The organism is Enterovirga rhinocerotis, assembly GCF_004363955.1.
Classification (GTDB): domain Bacteria; phylum Pseudomonadota; class Alphaproteobacteria; order Rhizobiales; family Beijerinckiaceae; genus Enterovirga; species Enterovirga rhinocerotis.
Genome location: NZ_SNZR01000013.1, coordinates 312,069 through 336,138 on the forward strand (window position 1 = coordinate 312,069; position 24,070 = coordinate 336,138).

General features: G+C 71.1%; 19 protein-coding genes. 9 read left to right on the top strand and 10 right to left on the bottom strand.

The genetic code is table 11. From position 1 onward, the window contains the following. Nucleotides 1-74: 74 nt before the first annotated feature. The 9 genes from EV668_RS13170 to EV668_RS13205 all read right to left on the bottom strand — a co-directional run bounded on the left by EV668_RS13170 (nucleotide 75) and on the right by EV668_RS13205 (nucleotide 10,743). Nucleotides 75-1,322 (bottom strand): phosphopentomutase, encoded by a 1,248-nt coding sequence (locus EV668_RS13170; protein WP_133770729.1) that lies wholly within the window; start codon nucleotides 1,320-1,322, stop codon nucleotides 75-77. Further along, nucleotides 1,319-2,968 carry an ABC transporter ATP-binding protein gene (locus EV668_RS13175; protein WP_133772004.1) on the bottom strand — a complete coding sequence of 550 codons (1,650 nt, stop codon included), beginning with the start codon at nucleotides 2,966-2,968 and terminating at the stop codon, nucleotides 1,319-1,321. The genes EV668_RS13170 and EV668_RS13175 overlap by 4 nt, the downstream gene beginning before the upstream one ends. Further along, nucleotides 2,965-3,408 (bottom strand): type II toxin-antitoxin system VapC family toxin, encoded by a 444-nt coding sequence (locus tag EV668_RS13180; protein ID WP_166652453.1) that lies wholly within the window; start codon nucleotides 3,406-3,408, stop codon nucleotides 2,965-2,967. Before EV668_RS13180 ends, EV668_RS13175 begins: the two co-directional genes overlap by 4 nt. After that, the gene (locus EV668_RS24805; RefSeq protein WP_166652454.1) at nucleotides 3,395-3,685 is read right to left on the bottom strand and encodes a hypothetical protein; all 291 of its coding nucleotides are present in this window, start codon (nucleotides 3,683-3,685) and stop codon (nucleotides 3,395-3,397) included. Before EV668_RS24805 ends, EV668_RS13180 begins: the two co-directional genes overlap by 14 nt. 141 nt (nucleotides 3,686-3,826) lie before the next feature. Continuing rightward, the gene (locus EV668_RS13185; RefSeq protein ID WP_133770733.1) at nucleotides 3,827-5,011 is read right to left on the bottom strand and encodes an ABC transporter permease; all 1,185 of its coding nucleotides are present in this window, start codon (nucleotides 5,009-5,011) and stop codon (nucleotides 3,827-3,829) included. Next, nucleotides 5,008-6,171, bottom strand: coding sequence for a microcin C ABC transporter permease YejB (locus tag EV668_RS13190; protein WP_133770735.1), 1,164 nt, complete (start codon nucleotides 6,169-6,171; stop codon nucleotides 5,008-5,010). Before EV668_RS13190 ends, EV668_RS13185 begins: the two co-directional genes overlap by 4 nt. Nucleotides 6,172-6,223: 52 nt before the next feature. Continuing rightward, entirely contained in the window at nucleotides 6,224-8,116 is a 1,893-nt protein-coding gene (locus tag EV668_RS13195) for an extracellular solute-binding protein (protein ID WP_425359628.1), read from the bottom strand. Nucleotides 8,117-8,142: 26 nt separating this feature from the next. Next, nucleotides 8,143-10,029 (bottom strand): extracellular solute-binding protein, encoded by a 1,887-nt coding sequence (locus EV668_RS13200; RefSeq protein ID WP_133770739.1) that lies wholly within the window; start codon nucleotides 10,027-10,029, stop codon nucleotides 8,143-8,145. A 126-nt stretch (nucleotides 10,030-10,155) separates the two neighbouring features. Continuing rightward, a complete protein-coding gene (locus EV668_RS13205; protein ID WP_133770741.1) occupies nucleotides 10,156-10,743 on the bottom strand; it encodes a c-type cytochrome in 588 nt (195 codons plus the stop codon). 245 nt (nucleotides 10,744-10,988) lie between these two features. Between EV668_RS13205 and EV668_RS13210 the strand changes: the two genes are divergently transcribed. The 3 genes from EV668_RS13210 to yghU all read left to right on the top strand — a co-directional run bounded on the left by EV668_RS13210 (nucleotide 10,989) and on the right by yghU (nucleotide 13,747). Continuing rightward, on the top strand, nucleotides 10,989-11,720 hold the full coding sequence (locus EV668_RS13210) for a 3-deoxy-manno-octulosonate cytidylyltransferase (RefSeq protein ID WP_133770743.1): 732 nt from the start codon (nucleotides 10,989-10,991) through the stop codon (nucleotides 11,718-11,720). A 173-nt stretch (nucleotides 11,721-11,893) separates the two neighbouring features. Further along, nucleotides 11,894-12,739, top strand: coding sequence for a prephenate dehydratase (locus tag EV668_RS13215; protein WP_133770745.1), 846 nt, complete (start codon nucleotides 11,894-11,896; stop codon nucleotides 12,737-12,739). A gap of 132 nt (nucleotides 12,740-12,871) precedes the next feature. Further along, on the top strand, nucleotides 12,872-13,747 hold the full coding sequence (gene yghU / locus EV668_RS13220; protein WP_133770746.1) for a glutathione-dependent disulfide-bond oxidoreductase: 876 nt from the start codon (nucleotides 12,872-12,874) through the stop codon (nucleotides 13,745-13,747). Nucleotides 13,748-13,759: 12 nt separating this feature from the next. Here yghU and EV668_RS13225 read toward each other — a convergent pair whose 3' ends face one another. Then, nucleotides 13,760-14,833, bottom strand: coding sequence for a hypothetical protein (locus EV668_RS13225; RefSeq protein WP_133770748.1), 1,074 nt, complete (start codon nucleotides 14,831-14,833; stop codon nucleotides 13,760-13,762). Between the two features lie 299 nt (nucleotides 14,834-15,132). Between EV668_RS13225 and EV668_RS13230 the strand changes: the two genes are divergently transcribed. From EV668_RS13230 to EV668_RS13255, 6 genes are all read left to right on the top strand, one after another. Beyond that, a complete protein-coding gene (locus EV668_RS13230; protein WP_133770750.1) occupies nucleotides 15,133-15,348 on the top strand; it encodes a hypothetical protein in 216 nt (71 codons plus the stop codon). Next, nucleotides 15,345-16,988 carry a DUF4153 domain-containing protein gene (locus tag EV668_RS13235; protein WP_133770752.1) on the top strand — a complete coding sequence of 548 codons (1,644 nt, stop codon included), beginning with the start codon at nucleotides 15,345-15,347 and terminating at the stop codon, nucleotides 16,986-16,988. The genes EV668_RS13230 and EV668_RS13235 overlap by 4 nt, the downstream gene beginning before the upstream one ends. A gap of 9 nt (nucleotides 16,989-16,997) precedes the next feature. Further along, nucleotides 16,998-17,687: a response regulator transcription factor gene (locus EV668_RS13240; RefSeq protein ID WP_133770754.1), complete on the top strand. Its 690-nt coding sequence runs from the start codon at nucleotides 16,998-17,000 to the stop codon at nucleotides 17,685-17,687. Continuing rightward, nucleotides 17,684-19,267, top strand: a complete 1,584-nt coding sequence (locus EV668_RS13245) for a sensor histidine kinase (protein WP_133770757.1) — start codon at nucleotides 17,684-17,686, stop codon at nucleotides 19,265-19,267. Before EV668_RS13240 ends, EV668_RS13245 begins: the two co-directional genes overlap by 4 nt. A gap of 80 nt (nucleotides 19,268-19,347) precedes the next feature. Beyond that, nucleotides 19,348-20,589 carry a metallophosphoesterase family protein gene (locus EV668_RS13250; RefSeq protein WP_133770759.1) on the top strand — a complete coding sequence of 414 codons (1,242 nt, stop codon included), beginning with the start codon at nucleotides 19,348-19,350 and terminating at the stop codon, nucleotides 20,587-20,589. Beyond that, the gene (locus EV668_RS13255) at nucleotides 20,589-24,059 is read left to right on the top strand and encodes an ATP-binding protein (protein ID WP_133770761.1); all 3,471 of its coding nucleotides are present in this window, start codon (nucleotides 20,589-20,591) and stop codon (nucleotides 24,057-24,059) included. The genes EV668_RS13250 and EV668_RS13255 overlap by 1 nt, the downstream gene beginning before the upstream one ends. Nucleotides 24,060-24,070: the final 11 nt, after the last annotated feature.

The window sequence follows — 24,070 nt, forward strand, 5'->3', positions numbered from 1 at the left end:
GGAGTTGCCGGCGACACTCCAATCCGACGAAGGCGAGTGAAATCAGCGTCGCTGTCCGAAGCCCATAGCCGCCTCTACGCTTTCCTCCCGGCAGCCATCTCTCCAAGGAACGACCGCCCCGCCTCGAGAGGAGCCACGCCCAGATGCTCGGCGAGCGTCGCGCCGATATCGGCATAGGTCTCGCGCGCGCCGAGGGGGCGCGCCGGGATCCCCGGCCCGAAGGCGAGGATCGGCACCTGCTCGCGGGTATGGTCGGTGCCGCGGAAGGTCGGGTCGTTGCCGTGATCGGCGGTGACGATGGCGAGATCGCCGGGCCGCAGGAGACGGGTGATCTCGGGCAGGCGCCGGTCGAAGGCCTCCAGAGCCGCCGCATAGCCCGGAACGTCGCGGCGATGGCCGTATTCGGTGTCGAAATCGACGAGGTTCGCGAAGGCGAGGCCGCCATCGGCGAGGCCCGCCATGGCGGCGAGGATCGCCTCGATCCCGGCCGCGTTATCCGCCGTCTTGATCTCGCGCCCCGTGCCGCGATGGGCGAGGATGTCGCCGATCTTGCCGATCGTCACGACCGCGCGCGCGGCCTCGCACAGCCGGTCGAGCAGGGTCGTGCCGGGCGGCGGCATGGCGAAGTCGCGCCGACGCGGGGTGCGCACGAAACCGGCCTCCGCCGAGCCGAGGAAGGGCCGTGCGATGACGCGCCCGATCCGCAGGGGATCGCAGAGGCGGCGCGCGATGCGGCAGGTCTCGTAGAGGCGCTCGAGGCCGAAGGCCTCTTCATGCGCCGCGATCTGGAAGACGCTGTCGACCGAGGTGTAGCAGATCGGCTTGCCCGTCCGCAGATGCTCGGCGCCGAGATCGTCGAGGATGGCCGTGCCCGGGGCATGGCGGTCGCCGAGGATTCCCGGCAGTCCGGCCTCGCGGATCAGGGCCTCGGTGAGCGAGGGCGGGAAGGCGGGGCGGGCGTCGGGGAAGTAGCCGAAGCCGCTGACGAGCGGCATGCCGGCGATCTCCCAATGGCCCGAGATCGTGTCCTTGCCGCCGGCGATCTCGCGCGCCGCGCCGAAGGAGCCGATCGGGCGCTTCGGGGGCGCGAGCCCCGGCGGCACGCGGCCGGTCGCGATCTCGCAGGCGCGGCCGAGGCCGAGGGCGACGAGGTTCGGCAGGCGGAGCGGCCCCGCCCGTAGCCCGGCCCGGTCGCCGTGCCCGGCCGCGCAGGCCTCGGCGATGTGCCCGACCGTATCGGCACCCTCGTCCCCATAGCGCGCGGCATCGGGAGCCCCGCCGATCCCGACGGAATCCAGGACGACGAGGAGCGCGCGGCTCATTCGCGCACGGCTCCGTTCGTCCCGGCCGCCTCGAGACCCATCGCCGCGGCGATGAGGGCCTTCGTATAGGCCTGTTCGGGGCGCTCGAAGATGTCGTCGGCGCTGCCCTCCTCGACGACCTTGCCGTCCTGCATCACGAGGACGCGGTTCGAGAGCGCGCGCACGACCTTGAGGTCGTGGCTGATGAAGAGATAGGCGAGTTTCCGCTCGGCCTGGAGCCGCCGCAGGAGGGCGACGATCTGGGCCTGGACCGACTGGTCGAGCGCCGAGGTCGGCTCGTCGAGCACCACGAGCCGGGGACCCAGGGCCATCGCGCGGGCGATGGCGATGCGCTGGCGCTGGCCGCCGGAGAATTCATGCGGATAGCGGTCGAGCATCGTCGCCGGATCGAGCCCGACATCGGCGAGCGCCCGCGCCGCAGCCTCCCGCCGCTCGTCCGCGCCGAGGGAGCGGTTCTGGACCGCGAGCCCTTCCTCCACGATCTCGGCCACGGAGAGACGTGGCGAGAGCGATCCATAGGGATCCTGGAAGACGATCTGCATGTCCCGCCGCAGCGGCCGCAGCGCCTTCTCGGCGAGGCCGTCGAGGCGCCGGCCCAGCACGACGATCGGCCCGTCCGAGCGCGTCAGCCGCAGGAGGGCGAGGCCGAGCGTCGTCTTGCCCGAGCCCGATTCCCCGACGATGCCGAGGGTCTCGCCCTCGCGCACCGAGACCGAGACGCCGTCGACGGCCTTCACATGCCCCACGATCTTGCGCAGGAAGCCGCGCCGGATCGGGAAATGGACCTTGATCGGCCCCGCCTCGACGACCTGCGGCGCATCCGGCGCGACCGGGTTCGCCCGGCCCGCCGGCTCGGCCGCGAGGAGGCGCTTCGTGTACTCGTGCTGCGGATCGGCGAAGACCTCGGCCACCGGCCCCGTCTCGACGATCCGCCCCTTCGTCATCACGCAGACGCGGTCGGCGACCTTCCGCACGATGCCGAGATCGTGGGTGATGAACAGCATCGCCATGTTCGAGCGCGCCTTGAGCTCGGCGAGAAGGGCGAGGATCTGGGCCTGGACGGTGACGTCGAGGGCCGTCGTCGGCTCGTCGGCGATGAACAGCTCGGGCTCGTTGGCGAGGGCCATCGCGATCATGACGCGCTGGCGCTGCCCCCCGGAGAGCTGGTGCGGATAGGCGCCGAGCCGGCTTTCGGGCTCGCGGATGCCGACGAGGTTGAGGAGTTCGAGCGTGCGCGCCCGCGCCTCATGCCGCCGCAGGCCGCGATGGAGTTCGAGGGTCTCCCCGATCTGGCTTTCGATCGTGTGGAGCGGGTTCAGCGACGTCATCGGCTCCTGGAAGACCATCGAGACGTCGTCGCCGCGCACGCGGCGCATCTCGTCGTCCGAGGCCGCGAGGAGATCGCGGCCCTTGAGCAGGATGCGGCCCGAGGGATGATGGGCGGCGGGATAGGGCAGGAGGCGCGGGATCGAAAGCGCCGTGACGGACTTGCCCGAGCCCGATTCCCCGACGAGGGCGAGGGTCTCGCCCGCCGCGAGATCGAAGGAGATGCGGTCGACGACCGTCGTCTCGACCGTCTCCCCGCGCTCCCCGCGCGAGCGGAAGGCGACCGAGAGGTCCTGGACGGAGAGGAGAGGGGAGGTCAGCAAAACGAGGTCACATCCGTGAGGTCGGGCCGGCCGAGGCCTGCGGGCAGCTTCTGCCGCAGGCGCTCGTCCCTGGTCAGAAACGCGCCGCAGCCCTCGGTGAGGGCGGTCGCGATATGGATCGCGTCAGGAGTCGCGCTTCCGCTCGACGCTCTGAATTCAGCTGCGCGCATAAGGACGGCGCGGCTGACCGGTGCGATCCTGAAGGTCGGTCGTGACACGAGCAGGCGGCGGTAGGAATCCGCGATCGCACCCCGGCCATGGGCGAGCGGATGCGGCAGGACTTCGACGAGCGAGAGTTCGCTCGTGACGGCGGAGATCCGGCCCCCGTCGATCTCCGTCAGCCACCGGCGCGCCCAATCCCCATCTTCGCCGGCTGACTCCATGGCGTAGATCAGGATGTTCGTGTCGAGATAGACCGGCCGGTCAGAGACGGCCACCGGACCGGATCCGATCGGCCGCCTCGCCGCGACCATCCCATTCCGCCCGCGCGGCCCGCGTCCGGGCGACGGGATCGGCATCCGGCAAACGATAGGGCCGGGCCTCGTCCAGGATCCGCGCGATGGGATCGTCGGAGGTCGTGGCGCCGAGGCCGCGCAGCACCGCGGCGACATTCGCATAATGGGGTTCTGCTTCTGCGGCGATCCGAGCCACGTCGCCGCGCCGTCCCCGGACGATCGCGAATTCCACGAGGTCGCGCGCGCGCGATTCGGGCACCGCGCGGGCCAACCTCCATCGGCGGACGGCCTCGGGCGTTTCGTGTAGAGCGGCAGCCACGTCGTCCGGCGGCCAGAGGTCCAGGAGATCGGCGACCGACGTCATGACTCGACAGCCCTTCCCGCGGAGACGATCCGCATTCTAGCCGAACGTCTTGCGCGGGTCGAACGCGTCGCGCACCGCCTCGCCGACGAAGATGAGGAGGCTCAGCATCAGCGAGACGACGAGGAAGGCGGTGAGGCCGAGCCAGGGCGATTCCGGGCTCGACTTGCCTTGCGCGAGGAGTTCGCCGAGCGAGGGCGAGCCGGGCGGCAGGCCGAAGCCGAGGAAGTCGAGCGAGGTCAGCGTCGCGATCGAGCCGTTGAGGAGGAAGGGCAGGAAGGTCAGCGTCGCGACCATGGCGTTCGGCAACAGGTGCCGGAACATGATGGTCCGGTTCGGCAGGCCGAGCGCCCGCGCCGCGCGCACATATTCGAAGTTCCGCGCCCGCAGGAATTCCGCCCGCACCACGCCGACGAGGGCGACCCACGAGAACAGGAGCAGGATGCCGAGCAGCACGAAGAAGCTCGGTGTGATGATCGAGGCGATGATGATCAGGAGGTAGAGTTCCGGGATCGCCGTCCAGACCTCGATGACGCGCTGGAAGACGAGATCCACCCAGCCTCCGAAATAGCCCTGCACGGCGCCCGCCAGCACGCCGATCACCGAGGAGACGATCGTCAGGATCAAGGCGAAGACGATCGACAGCCGGAAGCCGTAGATGACGCCCGCGAGCACGTCGCGGCTGTTGCCGTCGGTGCCGAGCCAGTTCCATTCGAGATCGCCGCAGGTGCCGGGCTTGCCGGTGCGCTGTTCGAGGTAGTCGCTGCAGGTCTTCTGCGACAGCGCCCAGGTCGGCGGGGCTGGGGCCGGGGCCGGGCTGTCGGTGAGGAAGGTGTCGTAGCGGAAGCGGACGGGCGGCCAGATCGCCCAGCCGTGCTCGGCGAGTTCCTGCTGGATGACGGGGCTGCGGTAGTTCGTGACGGCGAGGAAGCCGCCGAACTTCTCCTCCGGATAATCCTTCACGATCGGAAAGATCAGCTCGCCCTTGTAGCTCGCGACGATGGGCCGGTCGTTGGCGATGAGTTCGGCGCCGAGGCTCAGGGTGAAGAGCGTGAGGAAGATCCAGAAGGACCAGTAGCCGCGCCGGTGGGCGCGGAAATTCGCCCAGCGGCGGCGGTTCAGCGGCGACAGCCAGCCGGAGCGCTTGGGCGCGAGCGGCACGGCCGGCACGGCTGCCGGGACCGCGGCCACCGGCCCGAGATCGGAGGGCAGGGGGGCGCTCATGCCTCCCTCGTCTCGAAATCGATGCGCGGGTCGATGCGGGTATAGATGAGGTCCGAGAGGAGGTTCACCATCAGCCCGAGCAGGGAGAAGATGAAGAGGCTCGCGAAGACGACCGGATAGTCGCGCTTGACGACGGATTCGAAGGTGAGGAGCCCGAGCCCGTCGAGGTTGAAGATCTGCTCGATCAGGAGCGAGCCGGCGAAGAAGGCGCCGATGAAGGCGGCCGGGAAGCCCGCCACCATGATCAGCATCGCGTTCCGGAAGACATGGCCGTAGAGGACGCGGCGCTCGGAAAGGCCCTTCATGCGGGCGGTGAGCACGTATTGCTTGCGGATCTCGTCGAGGAAGGAGTTCTTGGTCAGCAGCGTCGAGGTGGCGAAGGCGCCGAGCACCATCGCGGTGATAGGCAAGGTGATGTGCCACAGATAGTCCGGCACGACGGTCGTGACGCAGTAGCCGAGGTCGAAATGGGGATTGGCGTTTGCCGGCCACAGGAAGGGCGCGCAGGCGGCGCCCCTCACGCCTTCCGACAGGAGGCCCTTCAGCGGGAAGATCTGCCAGAACGAGCCCCCGGCGAAGAGGACGATCAGCAGGATCGCGAACAGGAAGCTCGGGATCGCGTAGCCGACGATGATGACGGCCGAGGTCCAGGTGTCGAAGGCCGTGCCCTCGCGCGTCGCCTTGCGGATGCCGAGCGGGATCGAGATGCCGTAGGAGAGCAGCGTCATCCACAGGCCGATCGTCATCGAGACCGGCAGCTTCTCGCCGATGAGGCTGATGACCGAGACGTCGCGGTAGAAGCTCGTGCCGAAATCGAAGGTCGCGTAGTTCCCCAGCATGATGAGGAAGCGCTGCCAGGCGGGCTTGTCGAAGCCGAATTGCTGCTCAAGCTTCTTGATGAAGGCCGGATCGAGCCCCTGCGCCCCGCGATAGATGGACGAACCCTCGCCGCCCGTCGGCGCGCGCGCCGGCCCGGCTCCGAGATCGCCCCCGCCACCCGCGCTCCGGGCGAGCGCGCCCGGATCCTGCCCCTGAAGCTGCGCGAGGATCCGCTCGACCGGGCCGCCGGGCGCGAATTGCACGATGACGAAGGAGACGAGCATGATCCCGAGAATGGTCGGGATCATCAGCAGCAACCGCCGCAGCGCATAGGCGGCCATCAGCAACCCTCTCCAGGGGAGGGTGAGGCGCCTGAAACGATGTGCGACCACCTCATGTGCGGCCGATCCGGCGGGCCTTGTCGGAATCGTGCCACCAGGTCTCGGGGGCGGCGAGGCCGTAGGGCGGCGTCTCGGGGTGACCGAACATGTCCCAATAGGCGATCGTGTGGCTCGCCTTGTACCACATCGGCACCCAATTGCGGCCGGCGCGCAGGACCCGGTCGAGGGCGCGGCAGGCGGCGACGAGGTCGGGGCGCGACTTTGCCGAGACCGCGGCGTCGATCAGCGTGTCGATGGCGGGGTCGGAGATGCCCGCGATGTTGGGCGAGCCGCGGGTCGCCGCTGCCCGCGAGCCGAAGACCTGCCGCAGGCTCTCGCCCGGCGTCGCCGCGTGCGAATAGCGCCGCGTCGTGACGTCGAAGTCGAAATCCTCCGTGCGACGCTGGTATTGCGCCGCGTCGACCACCCGCGAGGTGGCCTGGATGCCGAGCAGCCCGAGATTGGCGATGAAGGGCAGGGTGTGCGGCTGGAGGGCCTGCTGGAAGTCGAGGAACTCGAAGGCCAGCGGCTCGCCCGACGGCAGCTTCAGGACGCTGCCCTCGCGCTTGCAGCCGGCCTCCGTGAGAAGGGTGTTGGCGCGGCGCAGGAGGGCACGGTCCTGGCCCGATCCGTCGCTCTTCGGCGGTGAGAAGGGCTCGCCGAAGACCTCGTCGGGGACCTTGCCGCGGAGCGGCTCGAGCAGCGCGAGTTCCTCGGGCGTGGGCTTGCCCTCGGCGCGGTAGGGCGAGTTCTCGAAGAACGAGGCCGTGCGCGCATAGGCGCCGTACATGATGGTGCGGTTGATCGCCTCGAAATCGAAGGCGAGGCCGATCGCTTCGCGAATGCGCGGATCGGCGAATTTCGGGCGGCGCTGGTTGAAGAACCAGCCCTGCATGCCCGACGGCGTCCTGTCCTGCACCGTCTCGCGCGTGACGCGGCCGTCCTTGGCGGCCGGGAAGTCGTAGCCCGTCGCCCAGATCCGGGCCGTGAACTCCTCGCGGAAGGTGAAGACCCCGCCCTTGAAGGCCTCGAAGGCGACCTGACGGTCGCGAAAATACTCGTAGCGCAACTCGTCGAAATTGTTCTGGCCGACATTCACCGGCAGGTCCGCCGCCCAGTAATCCTTCACCCGCTCGAAGGCGATGAAGCGCCCGGCCTCGAAACGGCCGACGCGATAGGGGCCGGAGCCGAGCGGCGCCTCGAGGGTCGAGGCCTCGAAATCGCGGGTTTTCCAATAGGCTTCGCTGAAGATCGGCAGGCCGGCGACGAGGAGCGGCAGGTCTCGCGCGCGCTCCGGCGCGAAATCGATCCGCACGACGTCCTCGGCCTCGGCCTCGGCGCCCGCGACGTAGCGCAGCGCCTGCGAGAGGGTGGGATGGCCCTTCTCGCGCAGGAGATTGACCGTGAAGGCGACGTCCCGCGCCGTGAGCCGCGAGCCGTCATGGAAGCGGGCCTCGGGCCGCAGCCGGAAGCGGAAGACGCGCCGCTCGGCATCGGCCCGGACGGAGCGGGCGACGAGCCCGTACATGGCGTCGGTCTCGTCGAGCGCGCGCACCATCAGGCTGTCGAAGGTGAGCGGCATCCCGGCCGCGCCGTCGCCCTTCAGCACATAGACGTTCAGCGTGTTGAAGGTGTCGAAGTTCTGGTTCCCCGTCAGCGAGGCGATCTGGAACGAGAAGCTGCCGCCCTTCGGCGCGTCGGGGCGCACGTAGCCGAAATGCCGGAAATCCGCCGGGTATGTCAGGTCGCCGAAGCTCGACAGGCCATGGCTCTCGGCTTCCTGCGCCCGGGCGCGCGAGGGGATCGCGGTCGAAACGCCGAGAGCGGCGAGGCCGGCCAGGACGGCGCGGCGGTGGAGGTGAGCCGGCCCGTTCGAGAAGGGCGCACGACCACCCTCCCTCTCCAGGGTAGGGTGTGTCGCCCTGTCCCCCCTCAACGGCCGCCTCCGGTCTTCGCGGCCTTCGCCTCGTCCCACCACCAGATGGTGGGGAAGGCGGCGGCGCCGTATTTCGGCATCGGGTCCGGATGGGAGAAGCGGTCCCACCGTGCCGTGCGCTGCACGCGCGAGGTCCATTGCGGCACGACGTAATCATGCGCGAGCAGGACGCGGTCGAGGGCGCGCGTCGCCGCGACGAGATCCTCGCGATCGCTCGCGTAGATGATCCTCTCGATCAGCGCGTCCACGGCCTCGTCCTTGATCCCGGCCGCGTTCTGCGAGCCCGGCCGGTCGGCCGCGGCCGAGCCGAAGAAGTCGCGCTGCTCGTTGCCCGGCGAGAGCGATTGCGGCCAGAGCTTCGTGATGGCGTCGAAATCGAAGGCGCGCGTCCGGTTCTGGAACTGGGCGGCATCGACGATGCGGAGCTCGACCGTGATGCCGATCGCGTTCAGGGCCTGCCGATAGGGCAGCACATAGCGCTCGAGCGAGGGGTCCGAGCCGAGGAACTCGATCCGGAAGGATTCGCCCTGTTTCGAGACGAGCTGGCGTCCCTTCAGCTCCCAGCCCGCGGCACGGAACAGGCCGAGCGCTTCGCGCAGGTTGTTCCTCGCCGCCTCGGGCGAGCCGTTGACCGGGTTCGTATACGGCGTCGTGAAGACGGCGGGCGGCACCTTCGCGCGGAGCGGTTCCAGGATCGCGAGCTCGCGGCCCTCCGGCAGGCCTGAGGAGGCGAGTTCGGTGCCGTAGAAGAAGGAATCGATGCGCTCGTAGAGGCCGTAGAACAGGGTCCGGTTCACATCCTCGAAATTGAAGGCGAGGTTGAGCGCGCGGCGCACGCGGGCATCGGCGAAGCGCGGACGCCTGAGGTTGAAGCAGAAGCACTGCATCACGCCGGAATTGCGGATCGGGAATTCCTCCCGCACCACTCGCTTCTCGGCGACGGCCGGGAAATCGTAGCCGATCGACCAGTTCCGGGCGATGTTCTCCGTCCGGTAGTCGATCTGGTCGCCCTTGAAGGCTTCGAGGAGGACCGTGCCGTCGCGATAATACTCGTAGCGGATCTCGCCCAGATTGTTGTGGCCGCGCGTCGTCGGCAGGTCGCGTCCCCAGAAATCGGGATTGCGCTCGTAGATGCAGTAGCGGCCCGGCTCGAAGCTCCGGATGCGGTAGGGGCCCGAGCCGACAGGCGCTTCGAGCGTCGTCTGGCCCGGATTGCGCGGCTTCCCGTCGGGTCCGGTCCCGGTCCACCAGTGCTTCGGCAGGACGGGAAGCTGGCCGAGGATCTGCGGCAGTTCCCGGTTGCCCTTCTCCGCGAAGGAGAAATGGACCTCGCGGCCCTCCCGCGCCTCGGCCTTCGTCACGGTCTGGTAGTAGAAGCCGTAGAAGGGGCTCGTCGCCTTCAGGGTGTCGAAGGAGAAGACGACATCCTCGGGCGTGATGGGCCTGCCGTCCTGGAACCGGGCGGCCTCGTTCAGCCGGTACGTGACCGAGGAGAAGTCGTCGGGATGGGTCACGGCCTCGGCGATGAGGCCGTACTCGGTCGCGACCTCATCCTGGGACGCGGTCATGAGCGTGTCGTGGAGGAGGCTTCCGATCCCGGCCTCGAGATCGCCGCGGATGCCGCTCGTGAACAGGTTGAAGTTGTCGAAGGAGCCCTGGACGCCGAGCCGGACCGTGCCGCCCTTCGGCGCATCGGGCCGCACGTAGTCGAAATGCGGGAAGCCCGGCGGGTATTTCGGTTCGCCCAGCAAGGCTAGGCCGTGGAGCCAGCGCCGATCCTGAGCGCGCGCCTGCCGGAAGCCGCTCGGGGCGATGAGGGTTGCGGAGCCGGCTGCGGCTCCCGCGATCAGGACGCGGCGCGTCGGGCCTCGATGGATCGGCACCGTTTCTCCTGGGCTGAGCGGCGGATCGTCGCCTCCCGTCGAACGGTGTTACGAATCTTCGGCCGCGACGACAACAGCCTGTCGTCTGCCGGCAGGGGCGTCACGATGTCCGCCGCCGGGGCGAGCTCACTCCGGCTTCGGGAACTCGACCGGGCTGTCGGACAGCGTCTTCAGATAGGCGAGGATGTTGGCGCGCTCCTGCGCGTTCGGAATGCCGGCGAAGGCCATGATCGTGCCCGGCGCGAAGCCCCTCGGGTTCTCGAGGAAGTGATCGAGATCCTCGTAGGTCCACTTGCCGCCCTTGGCCTTCAGCCCCGACGAATAGTTGAAGCCGGCATGGGTGGCCTTGTCGTGCTCGACGACGCCGTAGAGGCCGGGGCCGATCTTGTTCGGGCCGCCCTTCTCGAAGACGTGGCAGGCGATGCACTTCTTGGCGGAGGCCTGACCCTTGGCCGGGTCGGCGGCGGCGAGGCGCACCGGGAGCGGCTCGGTCGGCGCCGCGGCCGCGGCCGGCGCGCCCGCTTCGGGAGCCGGCAGATCGTAGCCCGGGATGGCCGGCTTCTTGGGCGTGAACAGCTCCGTGGAGAAGACCTGCAGGCCGACGGCCAGCGTCGCGGCCGCGAGAATGCCGCCGCTCACCTTGTTCCAGAAGAGCGGATCGCCCCCCGTCAGCTTGTCGAGGAGGCTCTTACCGTTGGCGTCACCCGAGGCCATCTGCAATCCTGTTCCCGCGCACGTCACAAACCGTCCGAGGCCGCGCCCCGCTCGGTTTGGCTGAAATCCGTTACGAACCTTAGACACCGTCCAAGGTTCGCAACAGCCTCTAGCCGCATTCCCGCCGTCTTGACAACGCGGCTCGTCAAATTCCAGGGCGCGGAGGGTCGCAGGGCCGGCGCCGCGGCTGACAAGCGGGGCGCCGGTTGCTACAGCGCCCCGCCCGCCCCGGATCGCGAAAAGCCGTGCCGAACCCGCTCGTCCTCATCCCCGCCCGGATGGAAGCCACCCGCCTGCCCGGCAAGCCGCTGGCCGAGATCGGCGGGGCGCCGATGATCGTGCAGGTCTGGCGGCGCGCGCGCGAGGCGGCGATCGGACCCGTCGTCGTCGCGACCGATTCGGAGGCCGTCACGGACGCCGTGCGCGCCCATGGCGGCGAGGCCGTGATGACGCGCCGCGATCACCCCTCGGGCTCCGACCGGATCGCGGAGGCCGCCAGGCTCGTCGATCCCGAGGGCCGGCACGACGTCGTCGTCAACGTGCAGGGCGACTTCCCGACCATCGCCCCGGCGACGATCGCCGCGGCGATCGCTCCGCTCTCCGATGCCGCCGTCGACATCGCGACGATCGCCTTCGCGATCACGCGCGAGGAGGAGCGGACGCATCCGGACATCGTCAAGGCGGTCGGCAGCGAGGTCGCGCCGGGACGGCTGCGCGCGCTCTACTTCACCCGGGCCACCGCCCCCTACGGCGAAGGTCCGCTGCTGCACCATGTCGGTCTCTACGCCTACCGGCGGGCGGCCCTCGCGCGGTTCGTCGCGCTGCCGCCCTCGCCGCTGGAGCAGCGCGAGAAGCTCGAACAGCTCCGCGCCCTCGAGGCCGGCATGCGGATCGACATCACCCTCGTCGAGGACGAGCCCTTCGGCGTCGACAACCCCGAGAGCCTCGCGCGAGCGCGGGCGCTTCTGTCGGTTTAGGGTCTCGTCATGTCGACGCCGATCGAGACGGGCCTACCATCCCCCCGCTCAGGCAGAGCACGGCCTTCCCGATCGACCGCGACAGTGCCGTTTGCACGTCCCCTCCCCACAAGGGGGAGGGACGGTGCGAACCGCCTCGCTCATCCCCGTTCAGCAGCCCCCACGCGGACCCCATGAAAATCTCCTTCCAGGGCGAGTTCGGCGCCAATTCCCACATCGCCTGCGAGGAGGTGCGGCCGGATTTCGAGCCGCTGCCCTGCGCGACCTTCGAGGACGCCTTCTCGGCGCTCACCGACGGGCAGGCCGATCTCGCGATGATCCCGATCGAGAACTCGATCGCCGGCCGGGTGGCGGACATCCACCACCTGCTGCCGACATCGGGGCTGCATATCGTCGGCGAGCATTTCCTGCCGATCCATTTCCAGCTCCTCGCGCTGCCGGGCGTCGCGATCGACGATCTGAAGTCTGTGCACAGCCACATCCATGCGCTGGGCCAGTGCCGCAAGATCATCCGGCGGCTCGGCCTCAAGCCGATGGTGGCGGCGGACACGGCGGGCGCCGCCCGCGAGATTCGCGATTCGGGAGATCGCACGCGCGCGGCCCTCGCGCCGCGGATCGCCGCCAAGGTCTACGGTCTCGACATCCTCGCCGAGGACGTCGAGGACGAGGCCCACAACACGACGCGGTTCGTGATCCTCGCACGCGAGCCGGCCGCGGTCCCGGCGGGCCACGGACCGACGGTGACGAGCTTCGTCTTCCGCGTGAAGAACCTGCCGGCCGCGCTCTACAAGGCGCTCGGGGGCTTCGCCACGAACGGCGTCAACATGACGAAGCTCGAATCCTACATGGTGGACGGCGAGTTCACCGCGACCCAGTTCTATGCCGAGGTCGACGGCCGTCCCGAGGATCTCGGGCTCGCGCGGGCGCTGGAGGAGCTGCAGTTCTTCTCGCGCGAGTTCCGGCTGCTCGGCACCTATCCGGCCCATCCCTACCGCGCGAGCCTCGCCGGGAGGGCGTAGCGGCCCGGTGTGAGCCTCCGCACGGCCCGCGCCCGCTGCGGAGGAGGGAGCCCGACAGGCGCATAGGCGCCTCGCCCCGCCTTCGGCTAGGGTCGGGGCCGAGGCGGGCCTTGCCCGCGGGGAGAAGCAGCGATGAGCGACGATACCGGCTACGTCCCGCCGAAGGTCTGGACCTGGGAGAAGGGCAATGGCGGCCGCTTCGCCAACATCAACCGCCCGACCGCCGGAGCGACGCACGAGAAGGAGCTGCCGGTCGGCAAGCACCCGCTCCAGCTCTATTCGCTGGCGACGCCGAACGGGCAGAAGGTCACGATCCTGCTCGAGGAGCTTCTCGCCCTCGGCCACAAGGGCGCCGAATACGACGCCTGGCTGATCAAGATCGGCGACGGCGACCAGTTCGGCTCGGGCTTCGTCGGGGTGAACCCCAACTCGAAGATCCCGGCCCTCCTCGACCGCAGCGGGCCGACGCCCGTCCGCGTGTTCGAATCGGGGGCGATCCTGACCTATCTCGCCGAGAAGTTCGGCGCCTTCCTGCCGACCGATCCGGCCGCCCGGGCCGAATGCCTGTCCTGGCTGTTCTGGCAGATGGGCAGCGGGCCCTATCTCGGCGGCGGCTTCGGCCACTTCTACGCCTATGCGCCGTTCCCGATGGAATATCCGATCAACCGCTTCGCCATGGAGACGAAGCGCCAGCTCGACGTGCTCGACCGGCGTCTCGCCGAATCGGAATTCATCGCCGGGCCGGACTACACCATCGCCGACATGGCGATCTGGCCCTGGTATGGCGGGCTCGTGAAAGGCTGGCTCTACGGCGAATCCGCGACCTTCCTGTCCGTCGATGACTACAAGCATCTCGGACGCTGGGCCGAGGCGATCTTCCAGCGTCCCGCCGTCCAGCGCGGCCGCAAGGTCAACCGCGTGACGGGCGAGCCCGCCGATCAGCTCCACGAGCGGCACGACGCGAGCGATTTCGACACGAAGACGCAGGACAAGATCGCGTCGAGCTGAGGGGAGAGCCGCTCAGGCGATCTCGTCCGGCCGCAGCAGGGGTTCCGCCCCCGGCTGCGCGGCGAGCACCGCCTCGCGGTTGAGCGCCCGCAGCCGGGCGAGGCGAGGGCGGTCCGTCGCCAGCGTCTCGATCGCCGCCATCCAGGGCGCGGGCTCGGCGGGCACGCACATGCCGAGGGCCTCCTCCTCCGGGCCGGGCCGGTAGATGGCGGGGTCGGAGACGAGCAGCGCCGCCCCGAGCCGCATCGCCTCGATGCGCTTCGTCGGCGAGCGGCCGGCATTGCCCTCGTTGTCGAGGAGCGGCGCGAGCAGGAGGTCGGCGCCGTCCTCGCGCGTCCTCTGCCGGAAGAGCGGCCAGGGCAGGGCGGTGCGCAGCAGCGTCTGCGGCACGCCCTGCCAGAGGGGCTGGAGGCTCGTCTCGGCATAGACCTCCAGCATCGTGCCAGGCAGGCGCGGCATCAGCTCCCGCATCAGCGCCGCGAGCCAGCGATGCTCGCCCGCGTGGACGCGGGTCGAATGGAAGGCGAGCCGCAGAGGCCTCTCCCCTGCATCGCCGGGGTGAGCGGCAGGGACGTGGAAAGCCGGCTCGTCCTCCGGTCCCGCGAGCGGCGCGAGGATGCGCAGCCCGCCGACATCGTGCCGCCGCCCGATCACGGGGCTCGAGGCATAGGCGAGGTCGAGGCTGCGCGAGAGGCGGCGGCGGTGGATCAGCGCACGCCAGGCGATGGTCAGCCGGTAGGACAGCGGCACCGTGCGATCCGCGAAGAGCGCGTCGAGATCGTCGTCGATGAAATAGCCGATCCCCGCGATCCGATCCGCCATCGCCTCCGCCGCGGCGAGCCAGGGGCGGTTCAGGTAGCGGCAGAAGAGGACGAGGGCGCCGTCGAAGCGATCGGGCGCAATCGCGCCGGGCGAGGCGGCGAGGCTGTGCACCTCATGGGCCGGCATGCCCGGCGCGGCGAGGCGAGGCGCGAGATAATAATCGTGCGAGGGGTTCGGCTTCGCCTGCACGACGATCACCCGCCGCACGGGCCGCCGCAGCCGGCCGGCCGCGCGAAGCGGCGGGAAGCGCAACAATCGCAACATCGTCCTTCCAACCGCAGCAGGTCCGGGTCCGCTTCTCCCCTTGCGGGAGAAGTCGAGTTGCGCGTCAGCGCAACCGGATGAAGGTCAAGGAAACACGCCGTCGGCGGAAGGTGCGCCCCCCTCACCCGGCCGACGCTTCGCGTCGCTCGACCTCTCCCGCAAGGGGAGAGGCGTGGCGCCCCGATCCGAAGACCATCCCATACCCCCGGCTCCCGTCTGCACAAAGCCTGCACGCAATGACCTGAGGCTCTGCGGCGGGCCGACAACGCCCGTGCACCGGCCGGCCTCAGAGAGAGGGCGTGACCACGCGCCGCCGCCCCCCATCGCCGACCCGCCTCCCGGACCGCCTGACCTCGGACGGCTGGTGGCTCGCGCCTTCGCCGAAGCCCCCCGGCGAGGGCGGGGTCGTCATCGCCTTCCCGACGAGGCGGCGTGAGCCGGCCGGGGCGGAGCGCGTGGTCATTCCCTTTCCCCTGCGGCCCTCGGCGGGGCCGCGCACCAAGACAGGCGCATGACTCCCATCACGACATCCGAACCGGCGAAGCCGGCGCCGCCCGCTCTCCTCGCCACCTGGCCGGGCCGGATCTTCGTCGCCGCGATCCTCGTCGCGCTCGGCGACTGGCTGTTCTACAGGCAGCATGACGGCGTCACCGCGATGCTGTTCGCCCTCGCGCTCGGCGCGGCGCTGCTTGCGGTGAACGACATCCGGGTCCCGCCCCGGCGCCTCGCCGCCTCCGTCGCGCTGCTGTTCCTCGCCTGCCTGCCAGGCCTCGAACATTCCGGTGCCCTGTCCCTCGGCTTCGCCTATCTCGGGCTCGCGCTCGTCGCGCTTCTGGTCACGCGCCAGGAGGGAGGCTCGCCGGCCGAAGCCGTCTTCGGCGGGCTGCGCCTGCTGCTCTCCGGCCCGTGGCGCCTGATCCGGGACGCCACCGCCTTCGTCAGCCAGCCGGCCGAAAGCCGCCCGGGCGGCGCCGTCCTCAATCCGCGCGTGCTCGCCGGCTGGATCGTGCCGGTCGGGCTCCTTGCCGTCTTCGCGCTTCTCTTCGCCGACGCCAATCCCTTCATCGAGACCTGGCTGCGGGCCTTCGATCCGGTCCGCCTGCTGAACGGGCTCTCGCCGAACCGCGTCGCCGCCTGGGGCCTGCTGCTCCTTCTGGTCTGGCCTTTCCTCGAGATTCGGCTGCCGGCTTCGACCGGATGGCACGCGCTGTCCTGGTCGGAGCTTCAGGCGGGAGCGGCCGTCTCACCCGCCCCGCTCATGGACGTCCTGCTCGGTCGTGACGCCATCGCCCGCTCGCTCGTCCTCTTCAACCTCCTCTTCGCCGTCCAGACGGCGATGGACGCGACCTTCCTGTGGGGCGGCGTCGCGCTGCCGGAGGGCATGACCTATGCGAGCTACGCCCATCGCGGCGCCTATCCCCTGGTCGCGACGGCGCTCCTCGCCGCCGGCTTCGTCCTCGCCGCGATGCGGCCGGGCGGTCCCGCCGAGGAGGCGCCGTGGCTGCGCGCGCTCGTCTATCTCTTCGTCGCGCAGAATGTCGGCCTCGTCCTCTCCTCGATCCTGCGGCTCGATCTCTACGTCTCGGTCTATTCGCTGACCTATTGGCGCGTCGCGGCCTTCATCTGGATGGGGCTCGTCCTGATCGGGCTGGTGCTGATCGCCCTTCGCATCAGGCTCCGCCGCTCGAATAGCTGGCTCGTCGGCGCGAACCTGATCGCGGCGACGGCGGTCCTCTATGCCTGCTCCTTCGTGAACGTCGCGAACCTCGTCGCGAGCTACAACGTCGCCCATCAGCCGGAGGAGACGCGACGCCTCGATCTCTTCTATCTCGTCAGGCTCGGCCCGCAGGCCATCCCCGCGATCGACCGCGCTCTGCCGACCGTGTCGGAGACCGACCGGATGTTCCCGGATGACCGCGGCGTGGGCTCGCGTCGGGAATGGCTCCTCCGCGCCCGCCAGGGCCTCGCGGAGGAGCATCGGAGGGCGATGGCCGATTGGCGCCGCTGGAGCCTGCGGGGCGCGCAGCTCTCGCGCTATCTGGATGCCCATCCGCAGGCGCCGACGGTCGCCCCCGCCGGAATGCCGGCCCCGGCTCCCGCAGGCGAAGCCGCGCCCGTACCGCCGCAGGTTGAAAGCGGCGAAGGCGCCCGATAGGACCTCGCCATGCACCGCATCCTCGTCGCCGACGACGATCCGCACATCCGCGAGGTCATCTGCTTCGCCCTCAGGAAGGCCGGGATGGAGCCCGTCTCGGCCGCGACGGGGGCCGAGGCCCTCGCCTCCGCGAGGGCCGACGAGCCGGCCTTAATCGTCCTCGATATCGGCATGCCCGAGATGGACGGGCTCGACGTCTGCCGGACGCTCCGCAAGACCTCCGACGTGCCGATCCTGTTCCTGTCGGCGCGGGACGAGGAGATCGACCGCATCGTCGGGCTCGAGATCGGCGCGGACGACTACGTCACGAAGCCCTTCAGCCCGCGCGAACTCGTCGCCCGCGTCAACGCCATCCTCAAGCGCGGCCGCGCGGCGCCGGCCGCTCCGGCCCTGACGCATGGCGCGCTCCGCGTCGATCCCGAGACGCATTCCGCCGCCTTCGAAGGCCGCGACCTCGCTCTCACCGCGACCGAACTCGCGATCCTCTTCAAGCTGATGCGGCGCCCCGAGGCGGTGCTGAGCCGCAACCAGATCATGGACGCCGCCTACGGCCCGGCCATCCACGTCTCCGACCGCACCATCGACAGCCATATCCGCAACATCCGCGCGAAGCTGGCCGCGTTCGGCTGCGAGGATGGGGTCGCGACGATCCACGGGGTCGGCTTCCGCCTCGGCTCCTGCAGACGGCCCTCCGCTTGAGCGACGGGCGGCCTCATACGCCGGGGAAATGGCGGCCGTCGCTCGCTCTGATCATCGGCCTCGTCCTCGCGACGGTGCTGGCGCTGCCGCTCGTCGGCCTGTTCTTCTTCCGCTTCTACGAGAACCAGCTCATCCAGCGCACCGAGGCCGAGCTGATCGGACAGAGCGCGGTGCTGGCGGCCGTCGCGGCCCAGATGGCGGGCGAGGCTCCCGAACTGCCGCTGGGGGCGGAGCGTCCGAGGGCGCCTCCGGGCCGGGCGCCCGACGAGCCCTACGATCCCATCGAGCCGCGCCTCGATCTCGCGCAGGGTCCCATCCTCGGCCGCCGGCCGGATGCGCTGCCGTCGGCGAAACCGGCCGACCCGGCGTTCCTGGAGATCGGCCGCCGTCTCGGCCCCATCCTCGTCCAGGCCCAGGCGTCGACGCTGGCTGGCTTCCGCATCCTCGATCCGCGCGGCGTCGTGATCGCGGGACGCGAGGAGGTCGGGCTCTCGCTGGCCCATGTGCCCGAGGTCGCCGCGGCCCTCCGCGGCGAGGTCCGCAGCGTCCTGCGCACGCGCATCTCGAGACACCCGCCGCCGCCCGTCTATTCGGTCAGCCGCGGCACCTCGGTGCGCGTCTTCACCGCGATGCCGATCGTCGTCGGAGACCGGCTCGCGGGCGTCGTCTACGCGTCCCGCACGCCCAGCAACGTCGTCAAGCAGCTCTACGAGGAGCGCGGTAAGCTCGCCCTCGCGGCCGCTGCGATCCTCGCCGTCACCGCCCTGATCGGGCTCCTCTTCTCCCGCTTCGTGACGCATCCCGTCCACCAGCTGATCCGGCGCACGGCCGAGATCGGGCGCGGCGACCGCTCCGCCATCAAGCCGCTCGAACGGCACGGCACGCGCGAATTCGCGCAGCTCTCCGAGAGCTTCCTCGCCATGGCCGCGAGCCTGCAGGAGCGTTCGGACTACCTCCGCACCTTCGCCGCCCATGTCTCGCACGAGCTGAAATCGCCGCTGACCGCCATCCGGGGCGCGGCCGAACTGATGCTCGACGCGGCCCCCGGCAGCATGACCGAGGAGGAGCGCCGCCGCTTCCTCGGCAACATCCTCGCCGATGCGGGCCGCCTCGCGGCCCTGGTCAACCGGCTGCGCGAACTCGCCCGCGCCGACAACCCTCCGATCGAGGGCGAGACGAATCTCGGCGCGGCCGCCGCGGCGCTGCGGACGGCTCAGCCGGGCCTCGCGATCCGGCTGGACGGCGACCCGGCGCTGCGCCTGCCGCTCTCGGAGGAGAATGCGGGCATCGTGCTCGGCCATCTCGCCGACAACGCCGCACGCCACGGCGCGGGAACGCTGACGCTCTCCGCGCGCCGCGATGCCGCCGGCCTCGCGCTCCTCGTCCGCGACGACGGGGGCGGCATCGCGCCCGGCAATCGGGCCCGCATCTTCGACACCTTCTTCACCACCCGCCGCGAGGAGGGCGGCACCGGGATGGGGCTCGCCATCGTCCGCTCGCTCGTCGAGCGCCATGGCGGCACGATCGCCCTCGACGAGGAAACGGGGGACGGCGCGGCCTTCCGCATTCGGCTGCCGTGACAAGCAGGGTATGAGAGCACGATCCCGAAGAGTGGTGGCCGGTTTTCGGATAAGATCATGCTCAGACAAAAGAACGACCCATGGCCTCCTTCACCTTCCTTCACGCGGCGGACCTGCATCTCGCGAGCCCCCTCGCCGGGCTCGCGGCGAAGGATGCGCGGCTCGCCGAACTCTTCGCCGCCGCGAGCCGCGACGCCTTCACGGCGCTCGTCGACCATGCCCTCGCGGAGAAGGTCGCCTTCCTCCTGATCGCGGGCGACGTCTTCGACGGCGACTGGCCCGACCTCTCGATCGGCCTCTTCTTCGCCCGCGAACTGGCGCGGCTCGACCGGGCCGGCATCCCCGTCGCCCTCGTGAGGGGCAACCACGATGCCGAGAGCGTCGTGCGGAAGGCCGTGCCGCTTCCGGGCAACGTGCTGGACTTCCCGAGCGCCAAGGCGGCGACGCACCGCCTCGCGGAGCTCGGCGTCGCGCTGCACGGTCGTTCCTTCGCCGATCGCGCCGTGCCCGATGAGAGCTTCGCGCGCTCGTATCCGGAGCCGGTGGCGGGCCTGTTCAATATCGGCCTCCTCCACACCTCCTGCGCCGGCTATGCCGAGCACGCGACCTACGCGCCCTGCACCCCGGCCGAACTGGCGCTGCGCGGATACCAGTACTGGGCGCTGGGCCATGTGCACGAGCACCAGCGGCTCTGGGACGATCCGCCGATCGTCTATCCGGGCAACCTCCAGGGCCGCTCGATCCGCGAATGCGGGCCGAAGGGCGCCGTCGCGGTGGAGGTCGTCGACGGACGCGTCGCGGGCCTGCGCCATCTCGTCTTCGACCGCGCCCGCTTCGCCCATCTCGACCTCGCTGCGGGCGACGACGAGGCGGCGCTGATCGGGACGATCGAGGAGCGGCTGCGCGCGGAGACGGAGCAGCTCGGGGAGCGCCCGCTCGCCTTCCGCGTGACGCTGCGCGGACCGAGCGCGCTGCACGAGCGGATCGCGGGCGACCGCGAGCAATTCGCCGCCGATCTCCAGGCCGCCGCCCACCGCCTCCACGCGGAGGCCTGGCTCGAAGCCCTGCGGGTGCGCACGACGCGGCTCGCGGCGCCCGCCGCCGGCGAGGCCGGCCTCCTCGACCCCGCCGCCCTCATGGCGAGCCTCGATCACGATCCCGCCCTGCGGGAGAAGGCCATCGACATCCTGCGGGACGTCGCGAACCGTCTGCCGGGCGGGATGACGCCGACGGGCGAGCCCGACCTCGCCGAGGATCTCGACCAGCTTTTCGCGGAGGCGGAGGCGCTGGTCATGGCGCGGCTGCCGGGGCGCGGCTGCTGATGCGCCTCCTCTCCCTCGACCTCGAACGCTACGGCCCCTTCACCGGGCGCCGCCTCGCCTTCCGCCCCGAGGCGCGGCTGCACGTCGTCCTCGGCCCGAACGAGGCGGGCAAGAGCTCGGCCCTCGCGGCCGTGACCGACCTTCTCTTCGGCATCGAGGAGCGGACCCGCTGGGACTTCCTGCACCGGGAGGAGGGCCTGCGGCTCGGGGCCGAGATCCGAGGGCGGGACGGACAGGACCTCGCCTTCTTCCGCCGCAAGGGCCGCAAGAACCTCCTCTCCGATCCGTCCGGGGGCGCGCTGCCGGACGACGCGCTCGCCCCCTTCCTCGGCGGGCTGACGCGCCCGGTCTTCTGCAACGCCTTCGGCCTCGATGCCGCGCGGCTGCGCGAGGGGGCGGAGGAGATGCTGAAGAGCGACGGAGAGCTTGGCCGCACGCTCTTCGCCGCCGCCTCGGGACTGCGCGGGGTGCGCGACCTCGCCCGCAGCCTCGACGAGGAGGCCGCCGCCATCCACACGCCGCGCGGGCGGGAGCGCACGCTCACCCTCGCCATCGGCCGCTTCAACGACGCCAAGCGCGAGATGGGCCAGGAGAGGATCGGCCAGGATGCCTGGCGTCGGCTCGGCGCGGAGATCGCGGCGGCCGAGGAGCGCCTCGCGGAGATCGGCGAGCGTCGCCGCGCCATCGGCCGCGAGAGCGCGACCCTGCGCCGCCTCAAGGCGGCGGCGCCGATCCTGCGCGACCTCGACGACAGGCGTGCCGCGGAAGCGGCCTTCGAGGGCCTCGTCGAGATGGACGATGCCGCCATCGCCGACCTCGCCCGCCTGCACCGCGAGGCCGAAAGCGCCGCCGAAAGCCGCAGGAAAGCGGAGACGGCGCTCGCCGAGGCCGAGGCGGCGCTTGCCGCCGTGCGGCTCGACCCGGCCGTCGCCCCCCACGAGGCCGCCATCCGCTCTCTCCAGGCCGATCTCGGAAAATACCGCCAATCCGTCGAGCAATTGCCGCGCGTGCGCGCCGAGGCGGATGTCTTCACGGACGACCTCGCGCGGATCGCGACCCGCCTCGGCCTGCCCGACGCGCAGGCGGTCGAGGCGCATCAGCCGACCGACATGGCGTTGAGGCGCCTCGAAGGCCTCGTCGCCGAGGGTCGCGAGATCGAGGCGGAGAGCGGCCGGCTCGCCCGCGAGCGCGCGCGTCTCGATCGGACCCTCGCCGACCTGCGCAAGGCGGCCGAGGAGACGGGCCCTCTTCCGGACCTCGCCGCGCACCGACAAAGCCTCGCGGCGCTCGATCCCGTTCTCGCCGAGATACCCCGGCGCGATGCCTGGGAGGCCGAGACCGCGCGCGAGGAACGGGCCCTCGCGGCCGCGCTCCAGCGCCTCGTCCCGGCTCTCCCCGGCGACATCGCGGCCCTGGCCCTGCCGTCCGCCGAAACGATCCGCCGCTTCGCTCAGGTGCTGGAGATTGCGGCGCGCGCGCGGGACCGGGCACGGGAGCGGCTCGTCTCCGCGCGGGACGATCTTGCCGCCATCGAGGCGCGGATGAGCGCGCGGGCGGAAGCCGGCGATCTGCCCGACCCCGCCTCGCTCGCCGCCCTCCGGCGGGACCGCGGCGCGCTCTGGACGGCGTTGCGCGGCGCCCTGCTCGGGGAGGCGGAGGCGCCGTCAGGGTCGACCCTCCTTGGCGCCATCGCCGACCACGAACGCCTGACGGCCGAGGCCGACCGGCTGGCGGATCGCCTCGCGGCGGACGCGGCCCTCGCCGCCGAACACGCCTCCGACAGCCGCCGCCGCGACGGCTCACGGCGCGCTCTCGGGGAGGTGGAGGCCGCACATGCCGAGGCCGTCGCCGCGCTCGCGGAGGCCGAGGCGGAGTGGGCCATGCTGTGGGCGCCGCTCGGCATCGCGCCGCTCCCGCCCGCCGAGATGGCGCTCTGGCGCGCCGATGCCGAGGCGCTCGCGCAGCGGCAGGCGGCGCTGGAGACGAAGCGCGTCGATCTGGCCGGGCTGAAGGACCGGATCGAAGGCCTGCGCCCCGCTCTCGCCGCGCTTGCCGAACGGCTCGGCCTCGCGCCCCTCGTCGGGCTCGACGTCGCCCTCGGCGCGAACCAGGTCCGCGAGCGGCTGCGGCAGCTCGACGAGAGCTGGGAGGCGGCGCGGGACCGTCTCGCGAGCCTTCGGGCCGCGGAGGACGCGCTCGCGACCCTGCGGAATGCGCAGGAGGGGCTGAGCGAGCGCTCGGACGCCTGGCGCGACGCCTGGGGCGAGGCTCTTGCGGCTCTGGGCCTTCCGCCCGGAACCGGCCTCGCCGAGGCGGATGCGGCCCACAAAGCCTGGGGCGAGGTTCCGACCCTCTTGAGAGAACGCGGCAACCGGCTGCGCCGCGTCTCCGGCATCCGCCGCGACATCGACGCCTACGAGGAGGAGGCGCGCGCCGTCCGGCAGGCGCTGGGCCTCGCCGACGACCTGCCGGCCGTCGACGCCGCCCGCGCGCTTCAGCAGCGCGTCGAGGCCGCGCGCGCGGCCGCGATCCAGCACGAAGCACGCGAGGCCGGGCGGGCCTCCGCCGCCGTCTCGCGGGTGGCGGCCGTGGAGGCACATGAGGGCGCGACGAAGGGGCTGGAGACCCTGACGAGCCGTTTCGCCATCCCCGCCGGGACCGATCTGTCGGCGCTGGGCCGGCAGCTGGCCGAACGCAGCGCGATCCGCTCCGACCTCCGTCGGCTCGGCCAGGAGCTTGCGCGCGCGGCCGAGGGCGCGGCCGAAGCCGAGCTGCGCGCGCAGCTCGCCGAGCAGGATCGCGACGCGCTCGCGGCACGGCTCGTCGAGCTCGACGAGGAGCGCGAAGGGCTCGAGCGGGACAGCCAGCACGCCTTCGCGGAGAAGTGCGCGAAGGAGGCCGAGCGGACCCGCCTCGAAGGCGGGCGGGGGGCGGAGGACGCCGCCGCGCGCAAGGCCGGGGCCGAGGTCGAGATCCGGGAGGCCGCGCGCCGCTATGCGGTGCTGCGGCTCGGCAGCCTGCTGCTCGACGCAGCCGTCGACCGTCACCGCGCCGGGCGGCAGGATCCGCTTCTCACGCGGGCGGGAGCGCTCTTCGCGCGCCTGACGGGCGGCGCCTTCTCGGGGCTCGACCAGGGGTTCGACGAGAAGGATCAGGCCGTCATCCAGGGCGTGCGGGCCGCCGGCGGCCGGACGCTCGGACAGGCCGAGATGAGCGAGGGCACGCGCGACCAGCTCTTCCTCGCGCTCCGCCTCGCCTATCTGGAGGATTTCGCCCGACGGGCCGAGCCGGCCCCCTTCGTCGGCGACGACGTCTTCGCGAGTTTCGACGACGAGCGCACCGGCCACGGCCTCGAAGCCCTCGCCGCCATCGGCGAGAGCGTGCAGCCGATCCTCTTCACGCACCACGGTTCGGTCGCCCGCATCGCCGAGGCACGGCTCGGCGGGAGCGTCGACATCGTGGCGCTGTAGCGGGGGCTCGG